21 protein-coding genes are annotated in these 21,833 nt (G+C 54.6%); 19 read left to right on the top strand and 2 right to left on the bottom strand.

All coding sequences use genetic code 11. From position 1 onward, the window contains the following. Positions 1-155 precede the first annotated feature (155 nt). Positions 156-410: an FAD assembly factor SdhE gene (locus ADIMK_RS02705; RefSeq protein ID WP_036183138.1), complete on the top strand. Its 255-nt coding sequence runs from the start codon at positions 156-158 to the stop codon at positions 408-410. Positions 411-824: 414 nt separating this feature from the next. Here the strand turns inward: ADIMK_RS02705 and nadB are convergent, their stop codons facing one another. Beyond that, the gene (gene nadB, locus ADIMK_RS02700; protein ID WP_036183137.1) at positions 825-2,432 is read right to left on the bottom strand and encodes an L-aspartate oxidase; all 1,608 of its coding nucleotides are present in this window, start codon (positions 2,430-2,432) and stop codon (positions 825-827) included. A 246-nt stretch (positions 2,433-2,678) separates the two neighbouring features. On the opposite strand from nadB, the gene rpoE reads away from it, so the two are divergent. The 18 genes from rpoE (at position 2,679) to adk (ending at position 21,037) form a co-directional block, all read left to right on the top strand. Beyond that, the gene (gene rpoE, locus ADIMK_RS02695) at positions 2,679-3,266 is read left to right on the top strand and encodes an RNA polymerase sigma factor RpoE (RefSeq protein ID WP_036183136.1); all 588 of its coding nucleotides are present in this window, start codon (positions 2,679-2,681) and stop codon (positions 3,264-3,266) included. A 73-nt stretch (positions 3,267-3,339) separates the two neighbouring features. Next, entirely contained in the window at positions 3,340-4,164 is an 825-nt protein-coding gene (locus ADIMK_RS02690; protein WP_036183135.1) for a MucB/RseB C-terminal domain-containing protein, read from the top strand. A 4-nt stretch (positions 4,165-4,168) separates the two neighbouring features. Further along, the gene (locus ADIMK_RS02685) at positions 4,169-4,603 is read left to right on the top strand and encodes a SoxR reducing system RseC family protein (RefSeq protein WP_036183134.1); all 435 of its coding nucleotides are present in this window, start codon (positions 4,169-4,171) and stop codon (positions 4,601-4,603) included. A gap of 42 nt (positions 4,604-4,645) precedes the next feature. Further along, entirely contained in the window at positions 4,646-6,064 is a 1,419-nt protein-coding gene (locus ADIMK_RS02680; protein ID WP_036183133.1) for a DegQ family serine endoprotease, read from the top strand. Positions 6,065-6,201: 137 nt separating this feature from the next. Continuing rightward, positions 6,202-8,001 carry a translation elongation factor 4 gene (lepA, locus tag ADIMK_RS02675; protein WP_036183132.1) on the top strand — a complete coding sequence of 600 codons (1,800 nt, stop codon included), beginning with the start codon at positions 6,202-6,204 and terminating at the stop codon, positions 7,999-8,001. Positions 8,002-8,009: 8 nt separating this feature from the next. Next, the gene (gene lepB / locus ADIMK_RS02670) at positions 8,010-8,822 is read left to right on the top strand and encodes a signal peptidase I (protein WP_036183131.1); all 813 of its coding nucleotides are present in this window, start codon (positions 8,010-8,012) and stop codon (positions 8,820-8,822) included. A gap of 11 nt (positions 8,823-8,833) precedes the next feature. After that, on the top strand, positions 8,834-9,211 hold the full coding sequence (locus tag ADIMK_RS02665) for a DUF4845 domain-containing protein (RefSeq protein ID WP_036183129.1): 378 nt from the start codon (positions 8,834-8,836) through the stop codon (positions 9,209-9,211). Beyond that, positions 9,208-9,897, top strand: coding sequence for a ribonuclease III (rnc, locus tag ADIMK_RS02660; protein WP_036183128.1), 690 nt, complete (start codon positions 9,208-9,210; stop codon positions 9,895-9,897). Before ADIMK_RS02665 ends, rnc begins: the two co-directional genes overlap by 4 nt. Next, positions 9,894-10,811: a GTPase Era gene (gene era / locus ADIMK_RS02655; protein ID WP_036183127.1), complete on the top strand. Its 918-nt coding sequence runs from the start codon at positions 9,894-9,896 to the stop codon at positions 10,809-10,811. The genes rnc and era overlap by 4 nt, the downstream gene beginning before the upstream one ends. A gap of 9 nt (positions 10,812-10,820) precedes the next feature. After that, the gene (gene recO / locus ADIMK_RS02650; RefSeq protein WP_036183125.1) at positions 10,821-11,504 is read left to right on the top strand and encodes a DNA repair protein RecO; all 684 of its coding nucleotides are present in this window, start codon (positions 10,821-10,823) and stop codon (positions 11,502-11,504) included. Between the two features lie 3 nt (positions 11,505-11,507). Then, positions 11,508-12,281 (top strand): pyridoxine 5'-phosphate synthase, encoded by a 774-nt coding sequence (gene pdxJ, locus ADIMK_RS02645; protein ID WP_036183123.1) that lies wholly within the window; start codon positions 11,508-11,510, stop codon positions 12,279-12,281. Beyond that, on the top strand, positions 12,278-12,658 hold the full coding sequence (gene acpS / locus ADIMK_RS02640) for a holo-ACP synthase (protein WP_036183122.1): 381 nt from the start codon (positions 12,278-12,280) through the stop codon (positions 12,656-12,658). Before pdxJ ends, acpS begins: the two co-directional genes overlap by 4 nt. Before the next feature lie 208 nt (positions 12,659-12,866). Continuing rightward, on the top strand, positions 12,867-13,763 hold the full coding sequence (cysM, locus tag ADIMK_RS02635) for a cysteine synthase CysM (protein ID WP_036183119.1): 897 nt from the start codon (positions 12,867-12,869) through the stop codon (positions 13,761-13,763). Positions 13,764-14,001: 238 nt separating this feature from the next. Continuing rightward, entirely contained in the window at positions 14,002-16,269 is a 2,268-nt protein-coding gene (relA, locus tag ADIMK_RS02630) for a GTP diphosphokinase (RefSeq protein WP_036183117.1), read from the top strand. Beyond that, positions 16,266-17,072 (top strand): nucleoside triphosphate pyrophosphohydrolase, encoded by an 807-nt coding sequence (mazG, locus tag ADIMK_RS02625; RefSeq protein WP_197027453.1) that lies wholly within the window; start codon positions 16,266-16,268, stop codon positions 17,070-17,072. The genes relA and mazG overlap by 4 nt, the downstream gene beginning before the upstream one ends. Before the next feature lie 3 nt (positions 17,073-17,075). Beyond that, entirely contained in the window at positions 17,076-17,459 is a 384-nt protein-coding gene (locus ADIMK_RS02620; RefSeq protein WP_036183115.1) for a hypothetical protein, read from the top strand. A gap of 77 nt (positions 17,460-17,536) precedes the next feature. Further along, a complete protein-coding gene (gene ppc / locus ADIMK_RS02615) occupies positions 17,537-20,146 on the top strand; it encodes a phosphoenolpyruvate carboxylase (protein ID WP_036183112.1) in 2,610 nt (869 codons plus the stop codon). Positions 20,147-20,383: 237 nt separating this feature from the next. Next, complete coding sequence (gene adk, locus ADIMK_RS02610) at positions 20,384-21,037, top strand: adenylate kinase (RefSeq protein WP_036183109.1); 654 nt, start codon at positions 20,384-20,386, stop codon at positions 21,035-21,037. A gap of 48 nt (positions 21,038-21,085) precedes the next feature. Here adk and ADIMK_RS02605 read toward each other — a convergent pair whose 3' ends face one another. Continuing rightward, complete coding sequence (locus tag ADIMK_RS02605; protein WP_036183107.1) at positions 21,086-21,676, bottom strand: hypothetical protein; 591 nt, start codon at positions 21,674-21,676, stop codon at positions 21,086-21,088. Positions 21,677-21,833 lie beyond the last annotated feature (157 nt).

The following is a 21,833-nucleotide window of genomic DNA, read 5'->3' as shown; positions in this document are numbered from 1 at the left end:
GCCAGGCACCTAATGATCCCGAAAGGGAGTGAAGAACCCCAGTACCGAAAGGTGCTGGGGTTTTTTGCGTCTGGGACAGGTGAAAAGCGCTGGTACTGGTCGAGTAAAGTCGGTTAAATACCTCGGGTTGGCATACCTGAGCAGCAGGAGGTGAGATGTATACAGAAGAAGACATTAGGCGTTTGGCCTGGCAAAGTCGTCGCGGAATGCTTGAGCTAGACGTTTTGTTTGTGCCGTTCGTGGAAGAGGCATTTCGTAGTTTGGATGCCGATGATCAAGATAGATTTGTAAAACTGCTGGCCTGTGAAGATCAGGACTTGTTTGTCTGGTTTATGCAGAGGGAAACTCCAGAGGATCCTGACCTTGCACGTATCGTTAAGATCATACTCCAGCGCGTTCAGCCCGCTTGAGCTGACATTTAAGAGATCATATCTACTGCCGGCTATGGTCGGCAGTGCTCATGTTATAGCTCTCTTCGCGCTCTTTATTGTTGGATTGGAGCTCTTTGTCCTGATTGTTTGCGTATTGACAGTGATGCTGTCAATGGCGATTGCTATCAGGCATTTTTTTCATTGCTCACCTGGTGAGCGCGTGGCTGGACTTAGCTGGTTTCCAGATCGAAAACGCTTATCCTTCTATCTCGAAAATGGGGAGTCACTGACGGTGGCTGAACTGCACCAGCGTGCGCTCATTCCGGGAATGATCGTATTAAAATTCGTACCGGATAACCGCTATTTACCTATTTGGTTAATAGTTACAGCGGATCAGTTGGACGCAGCTGCTTGGCGGCGCCTGTGCATAGTGCTGAAGTGGGCGCCGCCTGTTCAGCGTGACGCCTCGGGCCAAGGATAGTTGATCGGCGCAAGGATCGTATCCTGTCTCTCCGGTGCAAGTTCTGGGTAATCGAGCGTGTAGTGTAGCCCTCTACTTTCCTTTCGTAGCATTGCGCTACGTATAATCAGTTCAGAGACAGTAGCCAGGTTCCTCAGTTCGATCAGGTCACGGCTGACTTTGTAGTTGCTGTAGTATTCTGTGATCTCCTGCTGAAGCAATTCTATTCTATGTCGTGCTCGCTGTAGGCGCTTGTTGGTGCGCACGATTCCGACGTAGTCCCACATGAAACGTCGAAGCTCTTCCCAGTTGTGGGCGATGATAACGTCTTCATCCGAGTCTGTTACTTGGGACTCATCCCAGCAGGGTACTTCGGGGAGTTCCTGTTGTTCGGCGGCAAGTTCCATCGCTATCGCGTTAGCGGTCGAACGTCCGTATACAACGCATTCAAGTAGTGAGTTTGAGGCAAGTCGATTTGCACCATGCAGCCCGGTAAAGGCTGTCTCTCCGATTGCATAGAGCCCCTTGAGGTCTGACCGCCCTTGCTGGTCTGTTATTACGCCGCCACAGGTGTAGTGGGCGGCCGGAACTACTGGTATCGCTTCTCGTGTTATATCTATTCCGTAACTAAGGCAGCGTTCGTAGATAGTCGGGAAGTGGCTGCGTATAAAATCTGCCGGTCGGTGGGATATATCAAGATAGACATATTCACAGCCCAAGCGTTTCATTTCGTGGTCGATGGTGCGGGCGACAATGTCGCGAGGTGCAAGCTCGGCTCTTGGGTCGAACGTGGGCATAAAGCGTGTGCCATCGGGGAGTCGTAGTATGCCGCCTTCTCCTCGAACGGCTTCCGAGATCAGGAATGACTTTGCCTTGGGGTGGAAAAGGCATGTCGGATGGAACTGGTTGAACTCCATGTTGGCGACTCGGCAGCCGGCGCGCCAGGCCATGGCAATTCCGTCGCCAGTGGAGCCGTCAGGGTTGCTTGTATAAAGATAAGCCTTCGAGGCGCCGCCGGTTGCAAGAACAACGTGCTGTGCTTTGAAAACTTCAACGTGTCCTGTCAGGGCGTTTAGTACGTATGCCCCCACGCAAGCGTTTCTCGGTAGGTGGAGCTTGCGCCGCGTAATAAGGTCGATCGCGATGTGGTGCTCGAATAGGCTTACATTTTCTGCCCGGCTTGTTCTGGAGAGAAGTGTTTCTTCGACGGCGCGTCCTGTCGCATCGTTGGCATGAATGATACGGCGGTGTGAGTGTCCACCCTCCTTGGTGAGGTGATAGCTTGCAGCATCCTGAGTAAATGGCACACCTTGTTGAATGAGCCATTCAATGCCGTCGCGGCTGGCCGATACAGTGTGATTGACGGATTCGGGGCGGCTTAGCTCTGCGCCGGCTATGAGGGTATCTTGTATATGTGCGTCGACGCTGTCTTCCTCATCCAGTACGGCTGCTATGCCACCCTGAGCAAACCAGGTCGATCCGTTTTCCAGCTTGCTTTTGCTGAGTACACAGATGCGGGCTGTACTGGGGAGGTTGAGTGCCAGAGTGAGGCCCGCTGCGCCGCTACCGATAATCAGCACGTCATATTCATGCACACTCATCTACCCGCGTTGTCCTTCTATCCAATACGAAAGTTTTATTATGCACGCTGTGGCTCTGGCAAGGCAGCGTGTTCGCAAAAAAAACTCTACAGGTGGGAACTAAAAAGTGGGTGGCGGTTCTTACGTTCAGGATAGGGTCAGTACAGGATTCTTATTGCAATGCGTTAGTTGTGAACGACATACTCTTTGGATAAGCGCCCATTAGTCAGGGGCAGTGTATCGTGAGCGTGATGTAAAGGAATCTTTGTGTCGAACGAGAGTCAGGCCGCGGCTGACCAGAAACTTGTAAAACGAGTGCAGGCAGGTGATAAGCGCGCCTTTGATCTGCTGGTAAAACAGTACCAGCACAAAATAATCGGACTGGTCGGGCGTTACGTGTATGACCATGGTGAAGCGCTGGACGTCGCTCAGGAAGCTTTCATTAAGGCTTATAGGGCGCTGCCTAATTTTCGTGGTGAAAGCGCCTTTTACACGTGGCTATACCGCATCGCGATCAACACGGCAAAAAACTATCTGGTAGCGAGAAGCCGCAGACCGCCGGACACCGATGTTGATGTCGCGGATGCTCATTACATCGAGGGTGACAGCGAACTAAAAGATATCGAGACGCCCGAAAACAGCCTTTATCGAGATGAGCTGGAGAGGGTTGTCAAACAAACGCTGGACCAGTTGCCGGAAGATTTGAGGGTGGCGCTAACATTGCGGGAGTTCGAGGGTATGAGCTATGAGGACATAGCCAGCATTATGGATTGTCCGATTGGTACGGTCCGGTCCCGAATTTTCCGAGCGCGAGAGGCGATCGATAGAGAGATTAAGCCTTTGCTTGAGCCTTGATCCACTAGGCGTTAATAACGAAAGAGAAGTGTGTGATTCAACCGAAATGCGCCCGCATGTTGAGGAAAGAGCCATGAGTGAGTGTAAGGAAGGGCTATCGGCCCTGATGGATGGTCAGACTAGTGACTTTGAGACTCGGCGACTGCTGCAGCAGGTTGCAGGTGACGACGAGCTTGGACAAACTTGGCGCCGATATCAGGTTGTACGATCCGTGCTGCAGGGTGAAGCCTTAGGTCATGCTCGCGACGATCTGAGCGCGCGTATAGCGGCGTCTATCGATGTCGAGCCTGCTCATCACGAGAAGGTGTCTTCACACGATGGACAGAGCTTTTCTGGTATCTGGCGGTCGGTAGCGAGTATGGCGGTGGCAGCATCGGTAACTGCCGTGATCATACTCGGTGCGAACAACTTCGGTAGTGACAGTTCGACGCCGGCGCTGTCAGCGCCAAGCACTGCTTATGTGCCGCCGCCGACACCCATTTCAAATGACTTGGTGCGCGCTCAGTTTGGTGACATTACCCGGGTTACTCAGTCCTCGTCACAGCAGTCGGATGTGATCCGCCTGTCACAAGGGCTGAAGAGCTATATTGATCAACATCAACAGTTGTCGAAGGTTGGGCAACCACAATGGGAGACCGCCTGGATTCCAGATGGATATCACGCGGTACGTCATGACATGTTGCCGCACGGTGAATTGATGGTGTATTCAAACGGTGAAGGGACGATTTCCGTCACCGTTGAGCCGCGTCGATATCAACGCTCTTCTGAAGGTGTAGTTCAGTCGGACGGACTGGTGGCAGTAGGCCGTAGACAAGGCGATAATTTTGTAACCGTAGTGGGGGACATCCCGCTGATGATTGCAGATCGTATTGCGACTAACGTTACGCAGATAAGGTAGGGCGATGATCGAAGAGGTTGTGCACGTCTCTCGTGTCGAAGATGACAAAATCTGGATAGAAGCATCCCGTCAGAGTGCATGCTCGGCCTGCAATGCCAAAAAAAGCTGTGGACAGGGTGCGTTGTCCGACTGGATGTCGGGTAGCTCGGTCGAGTTGTCTGTTGTTAATCCGGCAGGACTTCGTCCCAGTATCGGGCAGGCCGTTGTCGTAGGTCTCGAAGAAGGGAGTCTTATTAAGGCTTCCGTTCTGATCTACATGGTGCCTTTGTTGGCGCTTGTTTGCTTTGCGCTGTTCGCGCGAGTGTTTGGTGCATCCGAGGGGCAGCAGATCGTTGCCGCCGTTGCGGGCTTGGCCGTGAGCTTTCCGGCAGTGCGCTGGTATACGTCCCGAGCCAGCGACGGTGACTGTTACCAACCGGTCCTCTTGCGCCTCGCCTAACGGTTCCCCCCACAATATTTATATTCAAGTAAAGTGATTTCGATGCTGAAGACTAAAGCTGTTGTACTCGTTTCGTTGGTTTGGCTGACGACCCTTGTGGCACAAGCAAGTCGAGCGGCCTCATTGCCAGATTTTACCGAGCTTGTTGAAGATTCCTCCCCTGCGGTTGTAAATATCAGTACTGTTCAAGCGACCGAATCTGAACGGAGTTCGGCGTTGGGGCAGTTTGGTGCTCCAGATAGTGAGGATATACCTGAGATATTCCGGCACTTTTTCCGCAACCTCCCCGATATGGAGCCTCGTCCCAAGCGTACGCCTCAGTCTTTAGGTTCGGGGTTTATTATCTCTGAAGATGGTTATGTACTGACCAATAACCATGTCGTTCAAGGTGCTGAGCGCGTACTTGTACGATTGAATGATCGTCGGGAGCTTGAGGCGGAGATCGTCGGCACCGACGAGCGCTCCGATGTGGCGCTGCTCAAAATCGAAGCGGAAGATCTACCTGTAGTCAAAATTGGTAAAGCAAGGGACCTCAGGGTAGGTGAGTGGGTTTTGGCTATCGGCTCTCCCTTTGGTTTCGATCATACTGTGACCGCCGGTATTGTCAGTGCCAAGGAACGCGCATTGGCAAATGAGACCTATGTACCCTTCATTCAGACGGATGTAGCGATTAATCCCGGTAATTCGGGGGGGCCGCTATTTAACCTTGATGGTGAAGTTGTCGGAATCAATTCGCAGATATACACCCGATCCGGCGGCTTCATGGGGTTGTCGTTTGCGATTCCGATCGATGTGGCAATGGATGTGGCCGATCAACTCAAGAGTCAGGGACATGTTAGTCGCGGCTGGCTCGGTGTGATTATCCAGGAGGTTAACCGCGACCTCGCTGAGTCGTTCGGTCTGGACAAACCGGCAGGTGCTTTGGTCGCCAAGGTATTGCCCGATAGTCCGGCACAGGCAGCAGGATTGCTCGAAGGCGATGTGATCACATCGTTCAATGGTCGGAGTATTGCGCTGTCGTCGGATCTTCCTCATCTGGTCGGTCGCGTAAAACCGGGGACGGAGGCGAAAATGGACGTCATCAGGGACGGAGAGCGTACGACAATTAATGTCGAAGTGGGTCTCCTTCCTGAGGATGGGCAAGCAGTAGGAGGCGAACCTCAGGTTAAGCCTGCAACCCTGAATCGTCTCGGTTTGAAAGTGGAACCCTTGAGTGATTCGTACCGGGAGAAGTGGAATGTTCGCTCGGGTGTCGTAGTGTCAGAAGTCGCTGATGGCGCGGGCGCCCGGGCGGGGGTTGTGGCTGGCGATGTGATCACTATGCTAAATGGCTCGCAAATCGAGAGCGTCCAGCAGTTTGCTGATGTGGTGGATGCCCTGCCGGAAGATCGTTCTGTACCGATGAGAATCGTGCGCCGCGGTAGCCCGTTGTTCATACCGCTGAAACTGGTTCAACAGTAGTTTATCAAGGGGCCTGAGGCCCCTTTTTTCATCCTGTCGATATCGGCATTACGTGCTGTAGAAAGGGAAATGCGATAAACTGCTGCGCTTCTTGTAATCCTGTTCTCCGACGTCAGTTCGAACCGAGTAGCCCTATTGTGAGCAAGCTGGACCATATACGTAATTTCTCAATCATTGCCCATATCGATCACGGAAAATCGACGTTGGCCGACCGCCTTATTCAAACCTGCGGCGGGCTATCCGAACGAGAGATGGCCGAACAGGTTCTGGACTCGATGGATATCGAGCGAGAGCGCGGTATTACTATCAAGGCTCAAAGCGTTACGCTCAATTACACCGCCGATAGTGGGAAAACCTATCAGCTCAACTTTATCGATACCCCGGGACACGTCGACTTCTCCTATGAAGTTTCGCGATCCCTGTCTGCATGTGAAGGTGCACTTCTTATCGTTGATGCAGCGCAGGGGGTTGAGGCACAGTCTGTGGCGAACTGCTACACCGCCATTGAGCAGGGGCTTGAGGTTCTGCCAATACTGAACAAGATGGACCTGCCCCAAGCTGAGCCAGAGCGTGTGCGGCACGAAATCGAAGAGGTTATCGGCATCGATGCCACCGACGCTATTGCGTGCTCGGCGAAAACCGGGATGGGGATCAAGGATGTGCTGGAAGCGCTAATCAAAGTGATTCCTGCACCGGAAGGGGATGTGGAAGCACCCCTGCAGGCACTTATTATAGATTCATGGTTCGATAACTATCTGGGCGTTGTCTCACTGGTCAGGGTCAAGCAGGGCACGCTCAAAAAGAAAGACAAGATACTGGTCAAGTCCACCGGACAGGTTCATCAGGCGGATCTGGTCGGCATCTTTACGCCAAAGCAGAAAGAAACGGGTGTATTGCGGGCCGGCGAAGTGGGTTTTGTAGTAGCGGGCGTCAAGGATATCCACGGCGCGCCAGTAGGCGATACATTGACCCACGCCAAGACCCCCGACGTGGATAGTTTGCCGGGTTTCCAACGTATCCAGCCTCAGGTTTATGCCGGCCTTTTCCCAACCAGTGCCGATGACTACGAGGATTTCCGTGAGGCGCTCGACAAACTGACGTTGAACGATGCGTCGTTGTTCTTCGAACCCGAAACCTCCGATGCGCTTGGTTTTGGCTTCCGTTGCGGCTTCCTTGGTATGTTGCATATGGAAATCATCCAGGAGCGACTTGAGCGTGAGTATGATCTCGATCTGATTACCACCGCCCCCACGGTTGTGTATGAAATCGAAATGGGCAACGGGGAAGTCGTCTATATCGATAGCCCCTCGAAGCTGCCTGATCCAGGGGCGATCAAGGAGATGCGGGAGCCTGTTGTCGAGGCAAATATCCTTGTGCCTCAGGAGCATTTGGGCTCGGTGATAGGCCTGTGTGTTGAAAAACGCGGTGTACAGAAAAACATGCAGTTCGTCGGCAGCCAGGTACAGCTTAGCTATGAACTTCCGATGGCCGAAGTCGTTCTCGACTTTTTTGACCGCCTCAAGTCTGTCAGCCGTGGCTATGCCTCTTTGGAATACAGTTTCAAGCGATTCGAGCCGGCTAAGCTCGTGCGCATGGATATTCTGATCAATGGCGAAAAAGTGGATGCGCTGGCGGTCATATTGCATCGGGATAACGCACTCTATCGTGGCCGCCTGCTGTGCGAAAAGATGAAAGAACTGATTCCTCGACAAATGTTTGATGTGGCAATTCAAGCTGCGTTAGGAGGAAAGATCATTGCTCGAACCACGGTAAAAGCACTGCGCAAGAACGTACTGGCAAAGTGCTATGGCGGTGACGTCAGTCGTAAGAAAAAGCTGCTGGCAAAGCAGAAAGAAGGTAAGAAGCGGATGAAGCAGGTAGGCCGGGTTGAGATTCCTCAAGATGCCTTCCTGGCTGTGTTGAAAGTGGATAACTGAGGCTAAGGATGAACTTCGATTTTGCCCTGATTTTGGTGTTGGCGACATTGGTCACCGGGTTGCTCTGGTTGTTGGACCTTGTGGCTTTTCAGCCGCGGCGACAGCAGCGGGTTGAAGAGGCTGAAATCAGGGCAGGTGGTGAATTGCCCGAGCAGACACGAAAAGAGCTCTACCAGCCCAGCGGATGGGCAGATTTGTCACGGTCGATGTTTCCGGTGCTGGCACTGGTTCTGATACTGCGCTCCTTTTTGTATGAGCCGTTTCAGATTCCTTCCGGGTCTATGCTTCCGACGCTTAAAATCGGCGACTACATTCTGGTCAATAAATATCATTATGGCCTTCGTCTTCCGGTTCTGAATACCAAAATCCTCTCTATCGAGGAGCCCGCGCGTGGTGATGTGGTGGTGTTCAAATATCCGGAACAGCCCAGCATCAACTATATCAAGCGTGTCGTAGGCTTACCGGGCGATGTCGTGACCTACAAAGATAAAGTGGTGTATATAAACGGCGAACCACAAGCGCAGGTATTGGAAGCTCAGTTACCGCCTCTCAATCCGGAGCGTTTGCTGGTGAACGAGACGTTGGGCGGTGTCGAGCACGAGATCTATCGGGATATAGGGCGGCCCACTTTGAACGCGCAGTGGACGGTCCCGGCGGGGCACTATTTCGTAATGGGTGACAATCGTGATAATAGCAACGATAGTCGCTATTGGGGCTTTGTTCCCGAAGAACTATTGGTTGGCAAGGCAGTGGCCGTCTGGATGCATTGGTCGGAGCTTCTAAGCCTTCCTGATTTCAGTGCGGTTCGTTCAATCAAGTAAAGGAGAACGGGATGAGCGTATACAGATCCGGAGAAAAAGGGGCGTCCATATTGGCGACGCTGATCGTCATCATGGTCGCTGGCGTGTTTTTTACGGTCGGGTTCAAGTTATACACCCCGTATATGGATCATTGGACGATCAAATCGATCGTAGAGAATGTGACGCTTGATCAAGATGAACTTAAAAAGCCGATACCAGAAATAAAACGTGATCTAGAGCGCCGTTTCGGTATAAACCAAGTTCGGTTGCCTGACCGTGAATCGCTGAAGATCGAGCTCGAAGAAGGCGTGTATCATTTCGATCTGAATTACGAACGACGAGTGCCGATGTTTTATAACGTCGACGCGGTGGTTGTCTTTAAAGAGCATTTTGAAGTTACAAAGCCTTGATAAAACCTACAGCTGAACTGGCTCGCCGACTGGGACATAACTTTTCTGATCCTGGTCTGTTCGAGCTTGCATTGACTCACCGCAGTTGCGGTAAGCGGAACAATGAACGTCTCGAGTTTCTCGGTGACTCCATCCTTAACTTTGTAATAGCCGAAGCGTTATATGCAAAGTTTCCGGCTGCCCGCGAAGGTCAGATGAGCCGACTGCGTGCCCGCTTGGTAAAAGGGGAAACGCTGTCAGAAATCGCGCGAGAGCTTGATATCGGTGATTATCTGCGTCTGGGATCCGGCGAGCTTAAAAGCGGCGGCTTCCGGAGGGACTCCATTTTAGCCGATGCGGTGGAAGCCATTATCGGTGCCATTTATCTCGATACGGATCTGAGTTGCGTCAGGACGTTTATACTTAACTGGTTCGAGTCTCGATTGCAGAGCCTGGATCTGAATGAAACGCTCAAGGATTCAAAAACCCGACTTCAGGAGTTTCTGCAATCCAGACGTGAGGCGTTACCCAACTACGAGTTGTTATCGGTCGAGGGTGAGGCGCACGCTCAGACATTTCATATCCGGTGTGAGGTCGCGCTTTTGAACAAACCGACAGAGGGGGTCGGCAGCAGTCGACGCCAGGCCGAACAGGAAGCCGCACGTGCTGCATTGATGGCTCTCGACGTAAAAGGGGGCAAGTCATGAGTGAGCAATATGATGACGTACAGGACACGCGCTGTGGCTATGTGACCATTGTTGGCCGTCCCAACGTCGGCAAGTCGACTCTGATGAATCGCATTCTTGGACAGAAGCTCAGCATCACATCTAAAAAACCACAAACGACACGCCATCAGATACTCGGGATCAAGACAGAAGATGATCTGCAGGTCATCTATGTGGATACGCCGGGACTGCATATCGATGACAAGGGGCGTGCGCTTAACCGCTACATGAACCGGGCCGCGTCCGAAGCGCTGCGGCATGTTGATGTCATCGTGTTTCTGGTTGACCGTACGGCCTGGACCGAAGAGGACGAGGCGGTTCTGGAAAAACTCAAGTTTGCTCGCTGTCCCGTCATTCTTGCGGTGAACAAGGTTGATTTGCTGAAGGACAAGAGTGCACTGCTGCCGCAGTTGGAACTGCTCTCCTCGAAGCTGGATTTCGCTGAAATTGTGCCTATATCTGCGGAAAAGGGGCACAACGTTGAGCATCTTGAAGAGGTTGTAGAGGGATTCATTCCGCAAGGGGTGCACCTCTACCCAGAGGATCAAATTACTGATCGAAGCTCTCGCTTCGTTGCAGCTGAGCTTGTGCGTGAAAAGCTGATGCGTAATCTTGGCGATGAGGTGCCTTACGGCACAACAGTCGAGATCGAGGAGTTTCAGCATGATGGTGCCTTGCTGACGATCAGTGCATTGATACTGGTGGAGCGTGAAGGGCAGAAGCGTATCGTCATTGGCAATAAGGGTGAGGTCCTCAAGGGGATCGGCCGTGATGCTCGTCAGGATATGGAGCGGATGTTCGACTGCAAGGTAATGCTCAACCTTTGGGTAAAGGTCAAGCGAGGTTGGGCGGACAATGAGCGTGCGTTGCATAGCCTGGGCTATAAGCACGAGTAACGCCCTGGCATGAGTCAGCGGGTCGAATCATCGGCCGGGTATGTTCTGCATACCCGGCCTTATCGTGAGAGCAGTCTACTGGTTGATCTCCTTACACTGGAAGAGGGGAAAATCAGTGCTGTTGCCCGCGGCGCCAGACGCCCCAAGTCACGTTTACGTGCAGCGCTCCAGCCTTTTCAAGTACTGCAGCTGGGGTGGCATGGTCGTCACGAGTTGAAGAACCTGGGCGGGGTGGAGCACGTCGAAGTGCAACCACCGCTCTCCGGTACTGCCCTTCTGTGTGGGCTGTATGTCAACGAACTCTTGCAGCGCTTGCTGCAGTCCGGTGAGTCTTGCCCGCGAATCTTCCTATACTATCGCTATGTATTGAATGAGCTCCAATCCGGTGAGGATATCGAAGGGGCTCTACGCACATTTGAGCGACAGTTGCTTGAAGAGTTGGGCTTTGGTCTTGGATTGCACGGGTTGGACACGCGCCTTGAGTACCGCTTCGAATCCCAGCTTGGTCTGGTGCCCGCGGTGGCCGGGCAAGGCGGTTATTCTGGGCGGTTGTTGGCCGCCATTGCCGAAGATAACTATCGGGATGAAGAGGTCCGTCGTTGTGCCAAGCGTTTGATGCGCCAGGCACTGGGCGATCTGCTTGGTGACCGTCCTTTAAACAGTCGTTTGCTATTTTCCAGAATAAAGGAGTGACACGTGGTAGATCCAAATCGTCTTCTTCTGGGCGTCAATATCGATCATATCGCGACCCTGCGTCAGGCTCGTGGTACCCGTTATCCTGACCCGGTCTACGGTGCTTTGTTGGCCGAGGAAGCCGGTGCGGATGGCATTACCGTCCATCTGCGTGAAGACCGACGACATATCCAGGAGCGTGATGTGCGTGTGCTGGCGCAAGTCCTGAACACGCGCATGAATCTTGAAATGGCGGTTACCGAAGAGATGATCGCGTTCGCTGAAGAGATTCGTCCGGCTCATGTGTGCCTCGTGCCGGAGAAGCGCGAAGAGTTGACCACGGAAGGCGGGTTGGACGTCTGTGGCCATTTCGATGAGGTTTCCGCAGCCTGCAAGCGCCTCTGTGCCATCGGATGTGAGGTTTCACTGTTTATTGACCCTGAGCCCAGCCAGATTGAAGCGGCGGCCCGTTGTCAGGCCCCGGTTATCGAATTGCATACCGGAGCCTACGCTGATGCTGAAACCAGCGAGTGCCAGCAAGCCGAGCTTGAGCGGCTAAAGCGCGCGGCGCGGCGCGCCCGAGAGCTGGGGCTGGTGGTGAATGCCGGTCACGGGTTGCACTATCACAACGTTGAAGCGGTGGCCGAGATTCCGGAGCTGCACGAGCTCAATATCGGCCATGGCCTGATCGCGCACGCGCTTTTCGTGGGGCTCAAACAAGCTGTGGCGGAGATGCGTGAGCTGATGGATCGTGCTCAGCAGCGTGTTCAGTCTCAGCGAGATGCTGTGCGCAGATGATCGCAGGACTGGGCACCGATATTGTCGAAATTGCTCGTATTGAGGCGGCGCTCCAGCGTACGCCTCGATTGGCTGAGCGTATTTTGACGGCAGATGAGTTAGTCGCCTACCAAAGTTCTAATAATCCTGCGCGATTTCTGGCCAAGCGCTTCGCTGCCAAAGAGGCGGCGGTGAAGGCTTTGGGTACCGGCATTGGGCGGGGGGTTGGCTGGCAGCAGTTAAGTGTGTCTCATGCTGACAGCGGACGACCGTTGATTGCCGTTACGGGCACTGCCGGCGAAATTGCCGCATCGCGTCGCATTGGCGCCTGGCACCTCTCGTACAGTGATGAACAGCATTACGTGATCGCAACCGTGATCGCTGAAATACTCCCCTGACTGGCAGGGTGTTTGCTTGCACGTAACGGGAGCGAGCCATCACCGGGATTTTTGTCGTTGTTGCGACAATAGCGGGGTTCTTGAGCATTAAGCTGGGCCAGTTGTGACCCTTCCGGTCGGCTGATATGATTCTCGTCCAAATGCGCAGGAATAAAGATAATTTTTTTTATTCCTTTTAGTTAGTGCAACCTCTTCTTGAGTCATAACCATGTCTGTGCAATATCCGACTATCGCCGACTGTGTCGGTCATACGCCGCTGGTCCGTTTACAGCGGATCAAGGCTGCCAACGACAATATCATCCTGTGCAAGCTGGAAGGCAACAACCCGGCGGGCTCGGTCAAGGACCGCCCTGCGCTGAGCATGATCGAGCTGGCGGAGATGCGTGGAGAGATTAAGCCCGGGGATACGCTGATCGAAGCCACGTCCGGCAATACCGGGATTGCGCTGGCTATGGCTGCTGCGATCAAGGGTTATCACATGACGTTGATCATGCCGGACAACATGAGCGACGAGCGTAAATCAGCGATGACCGCGTATGGCGCCGAGTTGATCGAGGTAACACAGGCAGAGGGGATGGAGCGGGCTCGCGACCTCGCGTTGGAAATGCAAGCCGCCGGCAAAGGCCGGGTGCTGGATCAGTTTTCAAACCCGGATAATCCCGAGGCTCATTACCGCAGCACAGGGCCTGAACTTTGGCAACAGACTCAGGGGACGCTGACCCATTTCGTCAGCTCTATGGGGACTACCGGCACCATCATGGGCACCTCTCGCTACCTCAAAGAGATGAATCCAGATATCCAGATTGTCGGCTTACAGCCCAAGGAAGGGTCCCAAATACCGGGGATTCGTCGTTGGCCGGAAGCCTATCTTCCCAAAATATTTGAAGCCTCAAGGGTAGATCGGGTGATTGATATCACTCAGCAGGAGGCAGAGAACTGCATGCGCGATCTGGCCCGGCGCGAAGGGATATTTTGCGGCGTCAGCTCAGGCGGTGCGGTAGCCGGTGCTCTGCGTCTGGCCGAGGAGGTCAAGGGCGCGACGATCGTGTGCATTATATGTGATCGGGGCGATCGTTATCTGTCGACGGGCGTGTTCAGCGGCTGAGTCAGTCGATGGCGGGTAGAGGCTAATCGCTCTATGCTGGTTAGATAGGCTGAACTTACTCGCTTGGCAGGGTCATAGAGATTAGAATAAGCCGCCGGCAGCCAGGGAGGCGAAAGGTGGGGCAGGCTCTGTTGGGCTCTCGTATCAACATCGCTTATCGGCGAGAGCTTTTTAATGACTGAGCTGTTGAAGTGCATATGGCGACGGCAGAAGCGCGAGACAGGAGTGGTATAACTCCATGGTAAAAGTTCGAGAAGACCACCCGATTCGGGAAGATGGCAGTGTTGATCTGGACCTCTGGCTGGAGCGTCTGGAAGAGCAGGTCAAACTGTCCGACCTGGCTCAGGTGCGCAAGGCCTGTGAGGTCGCGCGTCAGGCTCAGGCCGACGTGTCGCCCGAAGAGGATTTTTGGGGCAGCAGCACGCTGGGCAGCTTTCTGACCGGCCTTGAGATGGCGCAGATCCTTGCCGAGTTGCAGCAGGATCAGGAAACACTGGTCGCGGCTATCCTTTATCGTGCCGTGCGCGAGCAGAAGCTTGCGCTTGAGCGTGTCCGTAGTGAATTTGGTGAAACCATCGCGCATCTGATAGACGGTGTGTTGCAGATGGCCGCTATCGGTTCGCTCAAAAATCCACGTAGCGAAGAAAACGTATTAGGTACCGGAGTGGCGCAGGTCGATAACCTGCGCAAGATGCTGGTCGCCATGATCGATGACGTGCGTGTTGCATTGATCAAGATCGCTGAGCGGACCTGTGCGATTCGAAGCGTCAAGGACGGTTCACGCAAGAAACGTTATCTCGTGGCGCGAGAAGTATTCGATATCTACGCGCCGCTGGCCCATCGCCTGGGTATCGGCCACATCAAGTGGGAGCTGGAAGACCTCTCCTTCCGCTATCTCAAACCCAACGACTACAAGCATATAGCGCGATTGCTCGATGAGCGTCGGTTGGACCGGCAGCTGTACATCAATGAAGCGGTGGAACTGTTGCGCTCACGCCTCAAGGACGCTGGAATCGATGGTGATGTGATGGGGCGTGCCAAGCACATCTACAGCATCTGGCGCAAAATGCAGCGCAAGAATATCGATTTCAGCCAGGTGTACGATGTCCGTGCCGTGCGTATTCTTGTGCCCGAAATTCGCGACTGTTACACCGTTCTGGGCATCGTTCATGGCCTGTGGCGCAACATAGCGCATGAGTTTGACGATTATATCGCATCACCCAAACCCAACGGTTATCGTTCTCTACATACCGCCGTCTTCGGACCTGAAGGCAAGGTGCTTGAGGTTCAGATACGAACTTTCAACATGCATGAGGAAGCCGAGCTGGGGGTGTGCGCACACCACCTGTACAAGGGAACGGATACCAAGGCGCGACGCGATGGGTACGAGGAGAAGATCTCCTGGTTGCGTCAGGTGCTTGAATGGCACGATGAGCTGGGCGACAGCGAAGCCTTCGGTGATATGTTGCGAGGCGATGCGGTTCAGGATCGGGTTTACGTCTTCACGCCGGACGGACATGTGGTTGACCTGCCCAGCGGTGCCACGCCGATCGACTTCGCCTATCGCGTTCATACCGAGATTGGGCACCGTTGCCGGGGGGCTCGAATCAATGGACGTATCGTTCCGCTCAACCGCCAGCTGAAAACCGGCGATCAGGTTGAGGTTTTGACCGGAGAGGAACGCCCACGGCGTGACTGGCTTAACTCCAACCTGGGTTATGTCACCACATCCCGCGCGCGCGCCAAGGTCGCCCACTGGTTCAAGCTTCAGGCTAAGGACCAGAACGCCGATGCGGGTCGCGACATGGTGCAGCGTGAGTTTCGTCGCCTGGCAATCGATCTCCACCAGATCGATATGCCGATGGTCGCGCATCATCTGAACTACAAGCACAGCGAAGATATGTATGCTGCTGTCGGTGCGGGTGATCTGAGGCTGTCGCAGATTATTAACGAAGCGCAGCGCCAGGTTGAGCCCGAAAAACCGGAAGAGCAGCTCGATCTTGCCTTGCCCAGCGGTACCCAGGACGAGCCACGAAAAGGCGGCAGCGGTGTGCGTATTCTGGGGGTCGGAAACCTGCTGACAACCGTAGCGTCCTGCTGCAAACCGGTTCCCGGCGATCCAATTATGGGGTACATCACTCAGGGCCGCGGCATCTCCATCCATCGTGAGGATTGTAGCAACCTGCTGGCGCTGCGTGACCACGAGCCGGACCGGGTGATCGGTGTCGACTGGGGCGATGAGGAGAGCACGACCTATCCGGTGGATATCTCGATTGAGGCGTTCGACCGCTCAGGCCTGTTGCGTGATGTAATGATGGTGCTGGCCAACGAGCGTATCAACGTTCTTGCCGCTAATACCGCTACTGATCGCAAGAGCAATCTGGCCCGCCTGTCGCTAACCATCGAGATCAAACGTCTCGACATGCTCGGTCGCGTGATGGATAAGATCAATCAGATACAGAACGTTATGGATGTGCACCGGGAGCGTCGAGGGAGCCGTTCGTGACCTATTCCCTCGATGATCTGATCTACCTGATGCAGAGACTTCGGGACCCCGAATCGGGCTGTCCCTGGGATCAGGAGCAGAACTTTGCTTCGATCGTGCCCCATACGCTGGAGGAAGCGTATGAGGTCGCGGATACCATCGAGCGTGAGGATTGGCCCCATCTCCAGGATGAACTCGGCGATCTGCTGTTTCAGGTGATCTTCTATGCTCGCCTTGCAGAAGAGGAGCAGCGTTTCGATTTTCACGCCATCGTTGATCAATTGGTGACCAAACTCCTGCGCCGCCACCCCCATGTATTTCCTGATGGAACCTTGCGCGGTGAGCGTCGGCAGGACGAGATCGGAACTGCCGAGATCGGTGAGCGTTGGGAGTCGATCAAACAACAGGAGCGTGACGCCAAGGCGCGCTCCGGTGTTTTGGATGAAATTCCGATCGCCTTGCCAGGTCTGAGCCGGGCGGCCAAATTGCAAAAACGGGCTTCGAAAGTCGGCTTTGACTGGGGAGAAGCCCTACCCATATTGGACAAGATCGAGGAAGAGATCGCCGAATTGCGCGAGGCAATTCTGGCCGGTCGACAGCAGGAGATCGCGTCTGAAATGGGTGATCTACTCTTTGTACAGGTCAATCTGGCGCGTCACTTGGGCGTTGATCCTGAGCAGGCGATTCGGGCAACCAATGCCAAGTTCGAGCGACGCTTTCGCTATATTGAGCGGCAGGTTGAGCAGCGCGGTGGTGATTGGAGCCGTTTCAGTCTGGAAGAGCTCGATAACTGGTGGGACGAAGCCAAGGCCAAAGGGCTTTAGCCTATGTTGCGTCGTCCGGTTTTCGTCATCGCCCTGCTGGTCATTCTGGGGTTGGGATATGTCAGCTGGCAGAGGAGTGAGCAGCAAAAGGTCACACTTCAAAACGATGGCTTTACCCTTTCCCAAAGTCTGGGCGGCACACCCGAACTGGTTATCGATACCCAAGCGAGACAGATGGCGCTGGTTGGGCCTGATGGCTATGAACGCTTTGGTTTCGATGACTATCGCGGTGCAAACATTATCTCGAAAGAGCTAAGGGAGACAGAGGTCAATTACCGGATCGAGCTTAGCCTCAGTCAGCAGCGCACGCGTGCCATACGGTTTTCAACCGAATGGGAGGCGCGACGTGCTCTGGACCGGTTGTCTGAAATCCTGAACGCTCAATGACGGTACTTTAGCAGGGGTTGGCAGCGCGTTGCTTTGCGGTAGGATGGCATAAAGCGTCTTGATGAACGGAGCCATCCATGAGTGATCTGCACGAAGACCTGCGCGATGACGTGCGCATGCTTGGAGAAAGCCTGGGCCGAACCATCTCCAGCGATCTTGGGCCGGAGTTTCTCGAACGCGTAGAGTACATACGCCAGTTGGCCAAGGCCGGACGAAATGAGGAAGAGCCGGAGCATCTTCAGCTGCTCGAAGCGATTGGCCAGTTGCACGAAGATGAAGTGCTGCCGATAGCCCGTGCCTTCACCCAGTTTCTCAATCTTGCCAATATTGCCGAAGAGCATCACCGTGTTCGCCGTCGACTCGACAACGCATCGGCTCAAGACGCGCCCGACGAATTTCAGGACCTGTTGACCCATCTGCGAGAGCAGGGCTTCAGCGCTGACCAATTGGTCGAGACCCTCAAAACGCTGGATATCGATCTCGTACTGACTGCCCACCCCACGGAAGTAAACCGTCGTACACTGATTCAGAAGTACGATGGCATCACCGATTGCCTCAAGAAACTGGACCGGAAAGTCCCCTGCCAGACCCGGGTCGATGAGCTTGTCAGCCAGATCTGGCATACCGATGAGATACGAAAACAGCGCCCGACACCGGTCGACGAGGCCAAGTGGGGATTTGCGGTTTTGGAGAACTCGCTCTGGTCGGCTGTCCCGCGTTTCCTAAGGCGGCTCGATAACGAGTTGAGGGCGTCACTGGGCCAGGGGCTGCCGCTGGATTGTTGTCCGGTACGCTTTTCGTCGTGGATGGGGGGCGACAGAGATGGCAATCCCAACGTAACGGCCGAGGTAACAAAGGAAGTTCTGTTGCTGGCGCGCTGGGAAGCTCTGGATCTCTATATACGTTCGGTGGATGAGCTCCGCGGTGAGCTGTCGATGTTTCGGGCAACTGCGGAGATGAAGGCGCTGGTGGGTGAGGTTGATGAACCCTACCGCACCTTGCTGGGCTCGCTAAAGCATGACCTGCTGATCAGCCGCGAGGGCATAGAGTCGCAACTGGACGGTTTCCAACCTGAAGCAGAGCTGCCGATCAATACCCCGGAACAGCTGTTGGCGCCGCTCCAACTGTGCCACCGCTCGCTCATCGAGAGCGGCATGGCCAGTATCGCCGCTGGAAAGCTCGAGGACTTGATTCGCCGTGTGGCATGCTTCGGACTGACCATGGTGCGGCTGGATATCCGTCAGAACGCCGATCGTCATGCGGCGGTGCTTGATGAGTTGACGGGCTTCTACGGGTTGGGACGATACAGCCAGTGGAGCGAAGCTGACAAACAGGCATTTTTGCTTAGAGAACTGGCTTCGCGCCGCCCGTTGTTACCCCGGCATTGGCAGCCGACCGCTGAGGTGCAGGAGGTGCTCGACACCTGTCGGGTTGTTGCCGAGGCTGACCCCAAAGCGTTGGGCTCCTATGTCATCTCCATGGCCAGCCAACCCTCTGATGTGCTGTCGGTCATCCTGCTGCTGCGAGAACAGGGGATTCGGCATAATCTGCGAGTGGTGCCTTTGTTTGAAACGCTGGATGATCTCGATAACGCCAGAGCCTGCATCGAGGCGCTGTTCGAAATCGACTGGTATCGCAGTTACGCACAAGGGCACCAGGAGGTGATGATCGGCTACTCGGATTCGTCCAAGGATGCCGGTCAGCTGGCCGCGGCCTGGGGGCAATACCGAGCTCAGGAGGCACTGACGCGTCTCTGTGCTCAACACAATATCAAGCTGACACTCTTCCATGGCCGTGGCGGTACAGTGGGGCGCGGTGGCGGTCCGAGCCACACGGCGATACTGGCGCAACCGCCGGGTTCTGTGGCCGGTAGCCTGCGCGTCACTGAGCAGGGCGAAATGATCCGGTTCAAGTTCGGTGTGCCCGAACTGGCTATTCGAAACTTGGAACTCTATACCGGTGCTGTCCTGCAGGCCACGCTAGCGCCGGCGCCCGCCCCGGACGACGCCTGGCGTGAAAATATGGACGCACTGGCCGCATCGGGGCTAGCCTCCTATCGTGCGATTGTCCGTGACGACCCGCAATTCGTGCCCTATTTCCGTTCGGCCACGCCGGAACAGGAGCTGGCGAAACTCCCCTTGGGCTCACGTCCGGCGAAGCGTCGCGCCGACGGGGGCGTTGAGTCATTACGCGCCATTCCCTGGATTTTTGCCTGGACGCAGATACGTCTGATGCTGCCGGCCTGGTTGGGCTCCGATGCGGCTCTCGGGCAGGCCATCAAGGAGGGAGAGTTGCCACGTCTTCAGCATATGTATAGCCACTGGCCCTTCTTCCGCAGCTACATCGACATGCTGGAGATGGTGCTGGCCAAGAGCGATATCAATATCGCGGCATACTATGAGCAACGCCTTGTATCGCCAGAGCTGACAACGCTGGGCTCGGCGCTCAGGTCTCGGCTGTTGACCGCCGTCGAGCATGTCAAACGTATCAAGAGTGTGACCCATCTTCTGGACCATAACCCAGTCATCCGTCAGTCGATCGATGTACGCAACCCCTATATCGATCCGCTGCATTTTCTGCAGGCGGAGTTGTTATACAGAGACCGCAACCAGCCGGATCAGCGTCTGGAGCAGGCCTTAATGGTCACCATGGCCGGTATCTCCGCCGGGATGCGCAACACCGGCTAAAACTGCTGAGGTCTGTATCGGTTGAACTCTTAGGGCGTGATGGCGTACTCTGGTCGTTTCGGCCCGCCAAAGGCATGGTGTCTGTTAGTGCTAATGTCGAATTGAGGCCCGGTGTGAAGACGGGCTAAGGTTTGTGCCTCATAAGGCGGAGCCCATAACAAATTTCAGTATCCGACGGTCTAACGTCGGGTACTCCGGTTTGCTGGCTTAATGTAATTATCAGGAGACTATCTTCTTATGCGTATTATTCTTCTTGGCGCCCCAGGTGCCGGTAAGGGGACCCAGGCTCAGTACATCACCGAGAAATTCGGCATTCCGCAGATTTCGACCGGTGATATGCTGCGCGCGGCTGTCAAAGCCGGTACCCCTTTGGGCGTGCAGGCCAAAAAGGTGATGGATGAAGGTGGTCTGGTTTCCGATGAAATCATCATCGGATTGGTGAAAGAGCGTATTACCGAAACCGATTGTGCAAACGGATTCCTGTTTGATGGCTTTCCCCGCACAATCCCGCAGGCAGATGCCCTGAAAGAAGCGGGCGTCAATATCGACGCCGTTGTTGAGATCGACGTCGCGGACGAAGAGATCATCAAGCGTATGAGTGGCCGTCGTGTACACCCGGGCTCGGGTCGTACCTATCACATCGTGTACAACCCGCCGAAAGTTGAAGGCAAGGATGATGTGACCGGTGACGAGCTGGTACAGCGTGAAGACGATCGGGAAGATACTGTCCGTGCCCGCCTGAAGGTCTACCACGAGCAGACAGAACCGCTGATCAGCTACTACCGTGGCTGGACAGAAGAGGCGCCTGAAACGGCACCGAAATATGTCTATGTAGCCGGTGTCGGCAGCGTCGACGATATCCGTGACAAGGTATTTGAAGGCCTGGCGTAAGCTGGATGCCATCAACTGAAACGGGCTGCTGATGCAGCCCGTTTTCGTTTACGTCCTATCCAGAATCTCAAACGACTCGACAAAGATCAGTTCACAGGCTCCTTGACCTGTGTCGTCACGTGTAAGTGAGCTCTGCCAGCGCCAGCCATCGTTGCCAACAGCGCGGACCAGAAATCCTTCGAGCCGTATCAATGACCCGGGAACTGCATCGGCGATCTGCTCTTCGATCCAGTCATTTGCCGCAATCATGTGCATATTGGCACTGGAGCGCTCGATATCGCGTCGGGGAATCGGCAATTGTTGCGTCTTCCAGTGGTACCAGCGGCCAGACTGGGAGATTTCGATCTGTTCAAGCACCCGGTTATCCGACATGGGGCCCCAGCCAAGTGCCAGATCATACCGGGCCAGATCGGATTCCCGGTCCAGACTGTAGCGCTCTTGTCCGAGTACGCGGGCTTCCAGCTGGAACCCCGCCAGACGCTCGATCCGATAGCCTTCAAACTGGAATGACGAAGGGGAGATCTGCGCCTGAATCGGTGATGACGGGACCAGCACGCCATCGGGTTGGGTCTGTTCCGATTTTTGCAGGTAGAGCGTCGCGATCAATGCTATGACGGCGATAAACAATACTCTGCGCATGGGCCTGTTCCTTATCGGCAAAAGCGTGGGAGCGGGGTAGTGGCCTTATCGATTATGTTGTTTTCCTGATACAGGAACAACATCGTAGGTTTTATCAGATCATAACGGCCGAAGCGGATAAAAACGGCCCTCGTCTGGGATTCCTGTGCCGATTTGG

This window comes from Marinobacterium lacunae, from assembly GCF_000705555.1.
Classification (GTDB): domain Bacteria; phylum Pseudomonadota; class Gammaproteobacteria; order Pseudomonadales; family Balneatricaceae; genus Marinobacterium_D; species Marinobacterium_D lacunae.
This window is presented reverse-complemented; position numbering and strand designations above follow the sequence as displayed.